Annotated in this window: 13 protein-coding genes; 6 read left to right on the top strand and 7 right to left on the bottom strand. The window is 60.4% G+C overall.

Going from position 1 to position 13,108, the window contains the following annotated elements:
- Positions 1–27: 27 nt before the first annotated feature.
- Positions 28–390 (bottom strand): DUF427 domain-containing protein, encoded by a 363-nt coding sequence (locus tag AC0IXA_RS05555; protein ID WP_341637252.1) that lies wholly within the window; start codon positions 388–390, stop codon positions 28–30.
- Positions 391–582: 192 nt separating this feature from the next.
- On the opposite strand from AC0IXA_RS05555, the gene AC0IXA_RS05550 reads away from it, so the two are divergent.
- Complete coding sequence (locus AC0IXA_RS05550; RefSeq protein ID WP_341637251.1) at positions 583–2,526, top strand: DNA topoisomerase III; 1,944 nt, start codon at positions 583–585, stop codon at positions 2,524–2,526.
- A 542-nt stretch (positions 2,527–3,068) separates the two neighbouring features.
- Positions 3,069–3,398: a hypothetical protein gene (locus AC0IXA_RS05545; protein ID WP_041480831.1), complete on the top strand. Its 330-nt coding sequence runs from the start codon at positions 3,069–3,071 to the stop codon at positions 3,396–3,398.
- Positions 3,399–3,571: 173 nt separating this feature from the next.
- Here the strand turns inward: AC0IXA_RS05545 and cynR are convergent, their stop codons facing one another.
- Entirely contained in the window at positions 3,572–4,453 is an 882-nt protein-coding gene (cynR, locus tag AC0IXA_RS05540; protein WP_471812110.1) for a transcriptional regulator CynR, read from the bottom strand.
- Positions 4,454–4,574: 121 nt separating this feature from the next.
- Between cynR and cynS the strand changes: the two genes are divergently transcribed.
- Together cynS and AC0IXA_RS05530 are read left to right on the top strand one after the other, a co-directional pair.
- Positions 4,575–5,042: a cyanase gene (gene cynS, locus AC0IXA_RS05535; protein ID WP_341637249.1), complete on the top strand. Its 468-nt coding sequence runs from the start codon at positions 4,575–4,577 to the stop codon at positions 5,040–5,042.
- 58 nt (positions 5,043–5,100) lie between these two features.
- On the top strand, positions 5,101–5,760 hold the full coding sequence (locus tag AC0IXA_RS05530; protein WP_110645597.1) for a carbonic anhydrase: 660 nt from the start codon (positions 5,101–5,103) through the stop codon (positions 5,758–5,760).
- Positions 5,761–5,879: 119 nt separating this feature from the next.
- On the opposite strand, the gene AC0IXA_RS05525 is transcribed toward AC0IXA_RS05530, so the two are convergent.
- On the bottom strand, positions 5,880–7,382 hold the full coding sequence (locus AC0IXA_RS05525; protein WP_471812108.1) for an aldehyde dehydrogenase family protein: 1,503 nt from the start codon (positions 7,380–7,382) through the stop codon (positions 5,880–5,882).
- A 182-nt stretch (positions 7,383–7,564) separates the two neighbouring features.
- Positions 7,565–8,473, bottom strand: coding sequence for a glutaminase B (glsB, locus tag AC0IXA_RS05520; RefSeq protein ID WP_471812106.1), 909 nt, complete (start codon positions 8,471–8,473; stop codon positions 7,565–7,567).
- Positions 8,474–8,612: 139 nt separating this feature from the next.
- Here glsB and AC0IXA_RS05515 point away from each other — a divergent pair, with 139 nt between their 5' ends.
- Positions 8,613–9,101: a GFA family protein gene (locus AC0IXA_RS05515; protein WP_341637246.1), complete on the top strand. Its 489-nt coding sequence runs from the start codon at positions 8,613–8,615 to the stop codon at positions 9,099–9,101.
- A 99-nt stretch (positions 9,102–9,200) separates the two neighbouring features.
- Here AC0IXA_RS05515 and AC0IXA_RS05510 read toward each other — a convergent pair whose 3' ends face one another.
- From AC0IXA_RS05510 to AC0IXA_RS05500, 3 genes are all read right to left on the bottom strand, one after another.
- Positions 9,201–10,487 carry an ATP-binding protein gene (locus AC0IXA_RS05510; RefSeq protein WP_471812104.1) on the bottom strand — a complete coding sequence of 429 codons (1,287 nt, stop codon included), beginning with the start codon at positions 10,485–10,487 and terminating at the stop codon, positions 9,201–9,203.
- Positions 10,488–11,195, bottom strand: a complete 708-nt coding sequence (locus AC0IXA_RS05505; protein ID WP_016775114.1) for a response regulator — start codon at positions 11,193–11,195, stop codon at positions 10,488–10,490.
- A 261-nt stretch (positions 11,196–11,456) separates the two neighbouring features.
- On the bottom strand, positions 11,457–12,065 hold the full coding sequence (locus AC0IXA_RS05500; protein WP_041480839.1) for a MiaE family protein: 609 nt from the start codon (positions 12,063–12,065) through the stop codon (positions 11,457–11,459).
- 158 nt (positions 12,066–12,223) lie between these two features.
- Between AC0IXA_RS05500 and AC0IXA_RS05495 the strand changes: the two genes are divergently transcribed.
- Positions 12,224–13,087: a universal stress protein gene (locus tag AC0IXA_RS05495; RefSeq protein ID WP_122507981.1), complete on the top strand. Its 864-nt coding sequence runs from the start codon at positions 12,224–12,226 to the stop codon at positions 13,085–13,087.
- Positions 13,088–13,108 lie beyond the last annotated feature (21 nt).

Below are 13,108 nucleotides of genomic sequence, written 5' to 3'. Positions count from 1 at the left end.
GAAGCGATTCTCTCGCCATTTTTTTGCTCAGGCGTCCGCCTTGATCACTTCGAATGTCACCTGGTCCGGATAAAAGGCCACGTAGTCGCGGATCGATGCGACGGAGACCTTCGGGTTTTCGTACGTCCACACCGCGTTGGCACCCTCATGTCCGGGCACTTGCAGGCTGAAATAGTTGGCGTCGCCCTTGTACGGGCAATAGCTGGTGTGGTCGGTGCGGGCGAAGTATTTTTCGTCGATGTCTTCGCGCGGGATGTAGTACACCGGCGGATAGTTGGCTTCGTTGAGGATTAGCGCGTGGGAGGACGCGGCGACCTGGATGCCGTGGAATTTCACCAGCAGGCACCCGGCAAGTTGTTCCAGGCTGATCACGGGACTGGGGCTTTTCATGAGGTTCTCCTGAGCACAGCGAAGAGACCGGTTCAGGTATAGCTGATGGTTGCGCAGCTCGACTGGATTACGGCCGAACGGCTAAACCTCCTGCAACGCTTTTATCTGTATATCCATACAGATAAAAGTTGCTCCCGCCGCGAACTCCCGCCATTCTGTGCCCTCTCCACACACCAACCAGCGATGGTAGCTATGCGGCTGTACCTCTGTGAAAAACCTTCCCAGGCCAAAGACATTGCGGCCGTGCTCGGCGCCAAACGGCGCGGCGACGGCTGCTGGTTGGGGACGGACGTCACAGTGACCTGGTGCATTGGCCACTTGCTCGAAACAGCGCCGCCGGATGCCTACGACGCGCGCTACAAGCGCTGGGTGCTGGCCGATCTGCCGATCATTCCGGACAAGTGGAAGATGACCGTCAAGCCGCGCACCGCCAGCCAGTACAAAGCGGTGAAGCGTCTGCTTGGCGAGGCCAGCGAACTGATCATCGCCACCGACGCCGACCGTGAAGGCGAGATGATCGCCCGGGAACTGGTCGAGCACTGCCGCTATCGCGGGCCGATCCGCCGCTTGTGGCTGTCGGCGCTGGACGAGGCATCGATTCGCAAGGCCTTGGCCGCGCTGAAACCGGGAGCCGAAACATTCAGCCTGTATCACTCGGCGCTGGGCCGTTCACGGGCGGACTGGCTGATCGGCATGAACATGAGTCGACTGTTCACCTTGTTGGGCCGGCAGTCGGGTTATCAGGGCGTGCTGCCTGTGGGCCGAGTGCAGACGCCCACCCTGCGACTGGTGGTCGACCGCGACCGCAGCATCGCCGATTTCGTGCCCGTACCGTTCTGGGCAATCGACATGGATTTGCTGCACAACGGCACGACGTTTACCGCACAGTGGCGCGCACCATCAGACGTTTGTGATGATCAGGATCGCTGCCTGAATCAGGCGTTGGCGCAACAAGCAGCGGCGGCGATCAGCAGTGCAGACAGCGCACGGGTGATCAAGCTGAAAACCGAGCGCATGCGCGAAGTGGCGCCCCTGCCCTTCGATCTCGGCACCTTGCAGGAAGTCTGCTCGAAAAAGCTTGGCCTCGGCGCCCAGGAAACCCTCGACATCGCCCAGGCCCTTTACGAAACCTACAAAGTCATCACCTATCCGCGCAGTGATTGCGGCTTTCTGCCGTTGAGCCAGCACGGTGAGGCGCCGTCGATCCTCATAGCGTTGCGCCAGGCCGATACGAGCCTTGAAGCGTTGCAGGATTTTCTCGAACCGCAGCGGCGCTCAAGGGCCTGGAATGACGCCAAGGTCAGCGCTCACCACGGCATCATCCCCACCATCGCCGCGAAGAACCTCGAACGTCTGACCGGCAAGCATCGCGCGGTGTACACGCTGATTCGCGCGCGCTACCTGGCGCAGTTCCTGCCCAATCACGAATACGATCGCACTCAGGCTGATTTCGACTGCAACGGGCAGGCCCTGCGCGCGGTGGGCAAGCAGATCATCGAAGCGGGCTGGAAGCGTGCACTGCCAGAGGCATTGGCCCCGGCCAAGGGCCGCGAAGCCCCCGCGCCGCAAACCTTGCCGACCCTCAGCCAGGGCGTCGAATGCGCTGTGGCGAAAGTGAATCTCAAGGATCTGTGGACGCAACCGCCAAAACCCTACACCGAAGGCGATCTGATCAAGGCGATGAAGAACGTCGCCAAACTGGTCGAGGATCCGCTGCTCAAACAGAAACTCAAGGACACCACCGGCATCGGCACCGAAGCTACCCGCGCATCGATCATCCAAGGGCTGCTGGATCGTGGTTATCTGGTGAAGAACGGCAAGGCGCTGGCGGCGACACCTGCGGCGTTCAGCCTGATCGATGCAGTGCCGCGCGCGATCGCCGATCCTGGCACTACGGCGATCTGGGAACAGGCGCTGGACATGGTGCAAAGCGGCGAGATGAGTCTGGAAGAATTCGTCACCAAACAGGCTGCGTGGATGAGCAAGCAGGTCAGCCGCTGCTCCGCCCTCAGCCTGACCATCAGCGGCCCGCCGCCTGCCGGCAAAGCCGCAGCGCCGTGGAAGAAAAAGCGCAAGTCGACGGCGAGCAAAGCCGCCGGTACGCGCAAACGCACGGCGCGTCCGACGACTCGCTGAATCCCTCGCGGTTCCCTTCTCGACTTTGTCGAAACGGACCTTTTCTCATTCCAAAACAGCTTTGTCCGACAATATGTAGTGCTTGAAAATAATCACTACAAAACTGTTGACGGCATCGTTTTGCTTTTGCATGATGAAGACGCTCCCCGATCGGGAGCACTGGTAACATGCTTGAGCAAACTCGTCTGACCGCCGAGTTGTTTTTTCCGGATACACGCTGCCCACAAGGCAGATTGAAGAAGCTGACCTGGCCTGAACGTCCAGTACAAGGACGAGAAGCGCTGGCGAAAATTCTCAAGACGCTTGTGGCCGACACTGGATTGTCGTCAAGGAGCCTCCCGGTTTTCGCTGCTTCTCCTCGTTGTGACGCTATTGCGTAGCAGTTATTCAACACGACTACATGCAACAGATGCATGACCCCGTACTTCATACGGGCGAGCGCTGACGTCCTGGTTTCGGTGCCAGGGATCAACTAACCGATGGGCTACCTGTATTAGCGAACCAACTTTGAAAGATCACCAGACTGGTCAAGGGGCATAACAATGAATCTGAACAATCAACCCACTATCGAAGAACTGGCGCGTATGTTCGCGGCGCAGAAAGACAGCCACGACAGCCATATTCTCTGGATCAGCAAGTCGGGCCAGGTACACATCGACTGCCTGTCGCCTCACGCTGGCGAAGAGGAATTCGACCGCAACCACCAAAACCTGCTGGCCCGCCTGAAGATGTACCGCCGCGGCCACGGTTATGTCGGCAAGAAGGCTGCGGCCGACAAGGACTTCATCGGCAGTGTGCTGCAGACGCTGAAACAGGCGTGGGATTCGATGCAGAATCAGAATGAAGTTCGGGTGATTGATCGGTTGTATTGAATAACACTTCAGTAAAAAAGGGCCTGCATTGATAAGAAACAGGCCCTTTTTACATCCAGAACTCACCCTGCAACTTTGTGGGAGCGAGCCTGCTCGCGAATGCACTCTTCAGGCGCAAACATCAGTGTCTGACACACCCCATTCGCGAGCAGGCTCGCTCCCACAGGTCTTGTTCATGTCGTACGCGTTTGCAGAACAAGATCAACAAACGCCAACGCCGCCGCACTGTGATAATTATTCCTGCGCCGCAACAACGCCGCTCCCCGCTGCGGCGCCTCCCCTTCGACCCGCAAGCGGCGCAACGCGCGGTCTTCGCTGGCAATCGCCTCGGGCAGCATGGTCGCCAGCGGCGCATGCCGCACCACTTCCAGCAACGTACTCACCGAATTCACTTCAATCCGCACCTGCGGCGTAATCCCGTGCTCACGGAAATACTCATCCACCAATAACCGCGTAATGAAGCCCGGCGCCAGCAAGGCGAAATCCATTGAAGCCAATTCTGTCGGCGTCAACACCGAAGAGCTGTCATAGAGCGGATGCCCAGGCCCGACCATGATCCCCAGCGTCTCGGTAAACGCCGGTATGCATTCGATATCGGCATTGCGCACCGGGGTAAACGCGATCGCGACATCCAGCGAGTCATCCGCCAGCCCGGCCTCGATGTCGTCCATCGACAGTTCGAACACTTCCAGATGAATCCCGGGAAACCGTGCCCCGTAGTCGCGCACCAGTGGCCCGACCAGATACGCCATGAACGTCGGCGTCATCGCCAGACGTAGCGTGCCGCGGGACAAGTCCTTCACGTCGTGCAAGGCGCGCTGCCCGGCCTCCAGCTCCACCAGCACGCGCCGTGCGCATTCAATATAAGCCGCGCCTGCATCCGTCGGCTTCACCGTGCGCGAGGTGCGATCGAACAGGCTCACGCCGAGGGTTTCTTCCAGTTGCCTAATCTGCTGCGACAACGTCGGCTGCGACACATGCAGCGCTTCGGCGGCGCGGGTGAAGCCACCGTGATCGGCAACGGCGAGCAAATAACGCAAATGTCGCAACAGCATGAGGGCACCATCTATAGGCAGGGCTTATGCGAAGCATTGTATATCGGTCTTGGACGCTATGAATCAACCGGCGCAACATTGTTTCCACACAAGCAAGCCAACCCCTGAAAGGAGTGACACCATGCAACAGTCCCACGCCTACAACGACAACAGCCTGGCCCTGACCACCCGCGTTCTCGACGCCAAGGCGAAAAAAGATCTGTCGTGGCAGAATCTTGCTGACGGCACCGGCCTCAGCCTGGCCTACGTCACCGCCGCCCTGCTCGGCCAGCATCCGCTGCCGGAAAACGCTGCTCAAGTGGTCGGCGACAAGCTCGACCTCAGCGCCGATGACGTCGCCGCACTGCAGATCATTCCTTTGCGCGGCAGCCTCAGCGGCGTGCCGACCGATCCGACCATCTACCGTTTTTACGAAATGATCCAGATCTACGGCACCACGCTGAAAGCGCTGGTTCACGAGCAGTTCGGTGACGGCATCATCAGTGCGATCAACTTCAAACTGGACATCAAGAAAGTCGAAGACCCGGAAGGCGGCTCCCGCGCGGTGGTGACGCTCGACGGCAAGTTCCTGCCGCTGCGCCCGTTCTGATGCGCCCGGCCCGCATCCTGCGTGCGGACCATCTCATTTCTGCCACGAGCACACGCCCATGAAAGCCCTGATCGACGGCTTCCTGAAATTCCAGAACGAAGCCTTCCCGCAACGCAGCGAACTATTCAAACATCTGGCCACGACTCAGCAACCCGGCACGCTGTTCATCACCTGTTCCGACAGTCGCGTGGTGCCTGAGCTGCTGACCCAGCAAGAGCCCGGCGAACTGTTCGTGATCCGTAACGCCGGCAATATCGTGCCCTCCTACAGCCCGCATCCGGGCGGGGTCTCGGCGACGGTGGAGTATGCGGTGGCGGTACTGGGGGTGACCGATATCGTGATTTGCGGCCACTCCGATTGCGGCGCAATGACGGCGATTGCCCAGTGCAAATGCATGGATCACCTGCCCGCCGTCAGCGGCTGGCTGCAGCATGCCGAGTCGGCGAAGGTGATGAACGAAGCGCGCGTGCATGGCAGCGACGCGGCGAAATTGAGTTCGATGGTGCGCGAGAACGTGATCGCGCAATTGGCGAATATTCAGACCCACCCGAGTGTGCGCCTGGCCCAGGAGCAAGGGCGGCTGAATCTGCATGGCTGGGTGTACGACATCGAGACCGGTTCGATCGACGCGCTCTCTTCCGATCGCCGCACCTTTGTGCCGCTGGTCGAGCAACCTGAGACTTGCGCGATCAGCGCGCAAGCCAGCCACGCTGCCTGACTCCCCACCGTGATCGTTCCCACGCTCTGCGTGGGAACGCCTCAAGGGACGCTCTGCGTCCAGTGACGCGGAGCGTCACGGGCTGCATTCCCACGCAGAGCACGGGAACGATCAACAGATCAGCGTTTCACCGTGAGATCAACCTGAGTCATCCGGCTGCGCACGGTAAACACGCCATCCCCGGAAAGAATCGCACTGCGCGCAAACAGGCGCCCGCTCTCCCAGTTCGAAAGCCCCAGTTCCGGCTTGTTCAACGCGTACTGGCCATCGACCCAACGGGTAATGCCGTTGCCTACGAACGGCGCGTTCACCGCGTTGTAGAAACGTTCCTGAACCGCCGCCGCCTCGCTGATCAACGACACGGTGAATTGCGGGCTGTAACGGTTGAACAGCGCAATCGCCTGATCCAGATCGTCGACAATCATCAGGCTGACTTCCGGGGTTTCTTCCCATTCCCACTCGCGGCCCAGGTCCGACTCGGGCAAAGACTCGGCCAGCGCTTCGGTCTGGTAACCCTCGGCCCGATAAACCTCGACCGTTGCGTTCTGCCATTCGCTTGGCAGGCAACTTTCACTGCCCGCGACGATGTGCAATTTGCAGCCTTGGCCGCGCGCAGTACCGGCGTCTTTCAAGGCATCGAGGAACAGCGGCACCAGCTCATCGGCGCGTTCGCGCTGAATCAGGCAGACGTTCAGGGTGTTGCAGACCTTGCGGTCCAGCGAGTTGCGCACCACTGCCGCGAAGCGAGTGGCGTCGGCGTCACGGTCGGCGATCAACCACGCGCCGCCGGTGCCGTGCAGGCTGACGGGAGTGCCGGCCTGCTGAGCAATGCTGCCCAACTGACTGACCGCACGGCCCGAGCCCCGCGCCACCGCCAGTGACAGACGCCGATCGGCAAACATCGCCCAACCGGCAGCATGATTGACACTTTCGACCAACGACACCGCCCCCACCGGCAAACCGGCTTCGGCCAGCGCCGGGTTCAAGGCGTGAGTGACGATGGCTTGCGCAGTGCCCAACGCATCGCTGCCGATACGCAGCACAGCCGTATTACCGGTGCGCAACACCCCGGCGGCGTCGGCAAATACGTTGGGCCGGCCTTCGAAGACAAACGCGACGATGCCCAGCGGCGAGACTACTTGCTCCACCTTCCAGCCGTCGTGCTCGACACTGCTGATCACTTTGCCCCGGGTCGGTGGCGCATCACGCCACGCGCGCAGCCCGGCGATCATGTCGCGGCGCATGCGTTCATCAGCGAGCAAGCGTGTGGTCGAGCGGCCGCGCGCCTTGGCCCGTTCGATGTCGGCGCGGTTGGCGGCTTCGATCTGCGTCCAGCATTCAGGACTTTCCAGGCGCTGAGCGAACAGATCGAAAAACTGGCTGATGGCTTCATCGGACACCGCCGACAACGCTGTGAATGCCGCAGCCGCACGCTCGATTGCCACCGAGGCGGCCTGTTGATCGGCCACGGGGATCAGCAACAACTCGCCACTGACCTGCTCGACCAGCAGATGGTCACCGGGCTGAAACCGCGCGGCCAGTTCGGGGCTGACCACGGTGACGCGGTTACCAGCGAAAGGGATCGGCGTGCCAGCGACTAGACGTTCGAGCGCAAGAGACATGAAGCGGATTCACCATGCAGAGGGCGGCCGGAAAATGTATAGAACACGATCCTGCAAAGCAACACTGCACCCTGTGGGAGCGAGCCTGCTCGCGAAAGCGTCCGATCAGACGACATCGATGCTGAATGTGCCGACCTCTTCGCGAGCAGGCTCGCTCCCACACTGGAAATCGTGGTGTGTCTTCAGAAGACGGACCAGCCAATCCGCGAGCTCAGCAGTTCCAGCGACGCCATCCCCGCCAGCGAGTTGCCGGCGGCATTCAGCTCGGGCGACCACACGCACACGCTGAACTGCCCCGGCACCACCGCAACGATGCCGCCGCCGACCCCGCTCTTGCCCGGCAGGCCGACGCGATAGGCGAAATTGCCTGCCTCGTCGTACAAACCGCTGGTGGCCATGATCGAGTTGACCTGTTGGGTCTGGCGGCGCGTCAGGATCTGCTCGCCGCTGTGCTTGCAGAACCCGTCATTGGCCAGAAAGCAGAACGCTCGGGCCAGATCGATGCAATTCATCCGCAGTGCGCAATGGCTGAAATAGCTGCGCAGCACCGCTTCGACATCGTTGTGGAAGTTGCCGAACGACTGCATCAGATAGGCCATCGCCGCATTACGCGCGCGATGCTGATATTCGGAGTCGGCGACCTTGCCGTCGATCATGATCTGCGGGTTGCCCGACAGGCGTCGGACGAAGTCGCGCATCGACAGTGTCGGCGCAGCGAATCGCGACTGGTTGATGTCGCAGATCACCAGCGCCCCGGCGTTGATGAACGGGTTACGCGGGCGGCCGCGCTCGAATTCCAGTTGCACCAGCGAATTGAACGGCTGGCCGGACGGCTCGTGGCCTAGCCGTTCCCAGATCGCTTCGCCGGAGTGATCGATGGCCTGCACCAGGCTGAACACCTTGGAAATACTCTGCACCGAGAACGGCGTTTCAGCGTCGCCGGCGCAATACATTTCGCCATCGTTACTGTACACGGCGATGCCCAACTGGTTGGCCGGCACCGTGCCGAGGGCGGGAATATAGTCAGCGACCCTGCCCTGCCCGATCAGGGGCCGGACGGCGTCAAGGATCTCGTTCAACAGCGCTTGCATGCCGGGTTCCGAAAGTCTCGCCCCATGGGATCGCGGGGACACTGGGGCTAGACGCTGCGCCCGCCGGTCGCATCACACCGGCAAGCGCTTCGCAAAATGTTCTAGGCTGAAGCGGACCATTCAGACACAGGAGAGCACCATGCACCTCGAAGGCTCCTGCCATTGCGGCGAAGTCACGTTCAGCCTCGACAGCGCCCATCCTTATCCCTATCAACGCTGCTATTGCTCGATCTGCCGCAAGACCCAGGGCGGCGGCGGTTATGCGATCAACCTTGGCGGTGACGCGACCACTCTCCAGGTTCGCGGACGCAAAAACATCAATATCTACCACGCAAAAATGAAAGCCGACGGCGATAAACGCGCCCATCGCAGCAGCGCCGAGCGTCACTTCTGCTCGCTGTGCGGCAGCGGCCTGTGGCTGTTCAGCCCGGAGTGGCCGGGGCTGATTCATCCATTCGCCTCGGCAATCGATACGCCGCTGCCGGTGCCGCCGGAACGCACGCACCTGATGCTCGGCTCGAAAGCGCCGTGGGTCGAGGTGGAGGCGAAGCCGAAGGATCAGCAGTTTGATGAATATCCCGAAGAATCGATCGCCCAGTGGCATGAGCGACTCGGCGTGACCCGCTAAATACCGCGCCCTTCGCGAGCAGGCTCGCTCCCACATTTGGATTGCGATCACCTGTGGGAGCGAGCCTGCTCGCGAAGGGGCCGATTCACGCAATATCAATCAGTCCAGATGCGCCCAGGTCATTCTGAACAGCGCTCCACCCCACACCGAATCGCCAACCTCAACCTGCCCGCCATGGGACTGGGAAACCCGCCGCACCAGCGCCAGGCCCAGCCCGAAACCGCCAGTACGCCGATCCCGGCTGGCATCCAGTCGTGAAAACGGTTCGAAGATTTTCTCCCGTCCCTCCAGCGGCACACCCGGGCCGTCATCACTCACCCGCACTTCATAGTCATCGCCATTGCGCAGCAGCGACACCTCGACGCGCTGTTCGGCATAGCGAATGGCATTGCGCAAAAGGTTGATCACCGCCCGCGCCATGAAGCGCGGTTCGATGCTTACCGTGTCGACCTGGCAACCGGCGATCGACAACTGCACGCCCACTGCTTCGGCCTCAAGCGCCACACTGCCGACGACGCTGTCTAGCCAATCGGCCGCGTGAATATTCTCCCGTTTGATCACTGTCGCGCCGTGCTCGAGGCTGGCGTAGGTCAGCAGCTCCGAGACCATCTCCTCCAGCTCACCAAGGTCGGCATACATGTCGGCGATCAGCTCGCGATTCTCGCTGGCGTCCGGTAGCTGTTTGAGCTGATCAAGTTCGAACGACAGCCGCGCAATCGGTGTGCGCAATTCGTGAGACACCGCGTTGGTCAGTTCGCGCTGGTTGGCGATCAAGCCCTCGATGCGCGCCGCCATCAGATTGAAGTGCTCGGCCAGATCGCGGATGTTCGAGCGCCGCGACAACTGGATGCGCACCGACAGATCGTTGTCGCCGAAACGCTCGGCCGCCAGCCGCAGCTTTTCCAGATCGCGCCAGTGTGGACGCACCCAAAAAAACAGAACGATGCCGATCAACACCGCGAGCATCATGTACGCCGCGGTGATGTAGAACGGCATCAGGCTCGGCTCTGGCGGCAGCTTGATGCTGAGCAACTGCGAGCCGCCATCAATGTTGCTGATGAACTGCGTGTAATCGTCGCGGATCACCAACAGGTTCCGCGCGAGCTCGGCTTTTTCCTGCGGTGTCAGGGCCAGTTGATCGGCCTCGACCAGACTCAGCGACAGACCGTAGTGCGCACGCAATGAATCGAGTTTCTGTTCACGCTCGGAGCCCTGGCGGCCTTGCAGATGATCGACCAGCGACCACGCCTGACCACGCACGGCTTCACGGTTGTAATCCTGCATCTGGCTGTCGAGCAACGCATTGAAGGTGTGCTCGACCGCCTGCAAGGCCAGCACCAGCCCTACCGTCATTACCAGAAACAGGCCGAGGAACAAGCGCAGCATCTACAGCTCCCACGCGAATGGATTGAACAGATAGCCCTTGCCCCACACGGTCTTGATGCACACCGGCTCGCGGGGATTGTCCTTGAGCTTGTTGCGCAATTTGCTGATGTAGACGTCGACGCTGCGGTTGAGGCCGTCGAAGGCAATGCCGCGCATGCGATTGAGAATGTCATCGCGGGAAAGAATCTTGCCCGCCGCGCTGGCGAGCAACCAGAGCAATTCGAACTCCATGGTGGTCAGCTCGATCAGCTCACCGGTCAGGCGCACTTCACGGCAACTGCGGTCGATGCTCAATTGCCCGAACTCGAGGAAACTGACCACGCTGGTGTCCGGCGTCTGCCGCCGTTGCAACGCCCTCAGCCGCGCGAGCAATACCGGCGGTTTGATCGGTTTGATCACGTAATCGTCAGCGCCGGACTCCAGACCGAGAATGTGATCGAGATCGTCTTCCTTGGCCGTAAGGATCACGATCGGCGTGTCCGAGACACTGCGAATTTCCCGGCAGACCTGCAAACCGCTCTGCCCCGGCAACATCAGGTCGAGCACCAGCACTTTCGGCTTGAATTCCAGGAACGCAGCCATGGCCAGATCACCGCGATGCACCGTGCGTACCTCGTAGCCGTGTTGTTCTAGAAAGTGTGCGATCAGTGCGGCGAGACGCTCATCGTCTTCGACCAGCAGAACTTTGCCGAAACCCAGGTTATCCATAACAACCGTTGCCAAGCCAAACGTGGAAGGGCCGATATTATGCTGGCATTCATCGAACAGGCGATGACGGCAGACAGCAAAAACCGGCCACTCGGGCCGGTTTCGGTGATGTTTCATACTCTTAAGAGTTTTTTACAATCAAGCAATGATGTCCTTTTTGAAATGCAGACCTCTGTAGGAGCCGCCGAAGGCTGCGATCTTTTGATGTTGATTTCTAAAAACAAGGTCAAAAGATCGCAGCCTTCGGCAGCTCCTACCCAGTCATGCGGCGACCGGCACACCGCTGTGGAAGCGGAATTCCTCGTCCGGCGATTCGATCAGTTCCTGCTCGGCCGCACGGACGCGCTCAATCACCTGCGCGACATCCTTGGCATCACCATACTGATAGGCCAGTTTCAGATAACCCTGAAAGTGCCGCGCCTCGCTTTTCAGCAAACCGAAATAGAACTTGCCCAGTTCTTCATCCAGATGCGGCACCAATGCTTCAAAGCGTTCGCAACTGCGTGCTTCGATGAAAGCGCCAACCACCAGCGTGTCGACCAGTTTCACCGGCTCATGGCTGCGCACCACTTTGCGCAGGCCCGAGGCGTAGCGGCCGGCATGCAGCTGACGCAACTCGATCTTGCGCCGCTTCATGATGCGCATGACTTGCTCGTGGTGCACCAGTTCCTCCCGGGCCAGGCGCGACATCATGTTGATCAGGTCGACATGGGCGTGGTACTTGGCTATCAGGCTCAGCGCCGTGCTGGCGGCCTTGAACTCGCAGTTCTTGTGATCGATCAGCAGGGTTTCCTGGTCGGCCAGTGCCGCCTGGACCCAGGCGTCGGGCGTGCGGCAGCCAAGGAATTCGTGGATTTCGGGAAGGATCATGGGGCTCACGGTAAAGGTGTTCGAGCGAAGGGCGCCGATTATACCGGCCTGCCCGCAGACCACCAGCGGCGGCTGTTGATATGCATCAAGTCGCAGACGTTCGGGTAGCAACTATAGTTGTGCAACGCCGTGCCTTTTCTTTGCTGGAGACTCCGCTCATGCAAGCCATTCGCAGCATTCTGGTGGTCATCGAACCTGAACATGCAGAAAGCCTGGCGCTCAAGCGCGCCAAGTTGATCGCCGGTGTCACCCAGGCCCATCTGCATCTGCTGGTGTGTGACAAGAAGCATGACCACGCCGGCCTGCTCAGCGTGCTCAAGGCTGCATTGCTCGCCGAAGGCTATAGCGTGACCACCGAACAGGCGTGGAACGAGAGCCTGCACGAAACCATCATCGATGTGCAGCAGGCCGAGGGATGCGGCCTGGTGATCAAACAGCACTTCCCCGACAGCTCGCTGAAAAAGGCCCTGCTGACCCCGGCCGACTGGAAACTCCTGCGCCACTGCCCTACCCCGGTGCTGCTGGTCAAAACCGCCGGTTCGTGGAAAGACAAAGTGATTCTCGCTGCCGTCGATGTCGGCAATGCCGATGGTGAGCATCGGCATCTGCACAGCACCATCATCGATCACGGTTATGACATCGCCAGTCTGGCCAAGGCGCATCTGCATGTGATTACCGCGCATCCGTCGCCGATGCTCTCGGCGGCGGACCCGACGTTTCAGCTGAAATCGACCATAGAAGCCAAATACCGCGAGCAGTGCCGGGCGTTTCAGGCGGAGTTCGATGTCGATGACGAGCACCTGCACGTTGAGGAAGGCCCGGCAGATGTGCTGATCCCGTTCATGGCGCACAAGCTCCAGGCAGCGGTAACGGTAATTGGCACGGTGGCGCGCAGCGGTCTGTCAGGCGCGTTGATCGGCAATACGGCTGAAGCGGTGCTGGATACGCTGGAAAGCGATGTGCTGGTGCTCAAGCCGCAGGAGGTTGAGGATCATCTGGTGGAACTGGCCGTGAAACATTAAGAGCAAAAGATCGCAGCCTTC

It is taken from the genome of Pseudomonas sp. AC083 (assembly GCF_979253165.1).
Note: the sequence above shows the minus strand (reverse complement) of the source record. Positions and strands in the feature narration are given on the sequence as shown.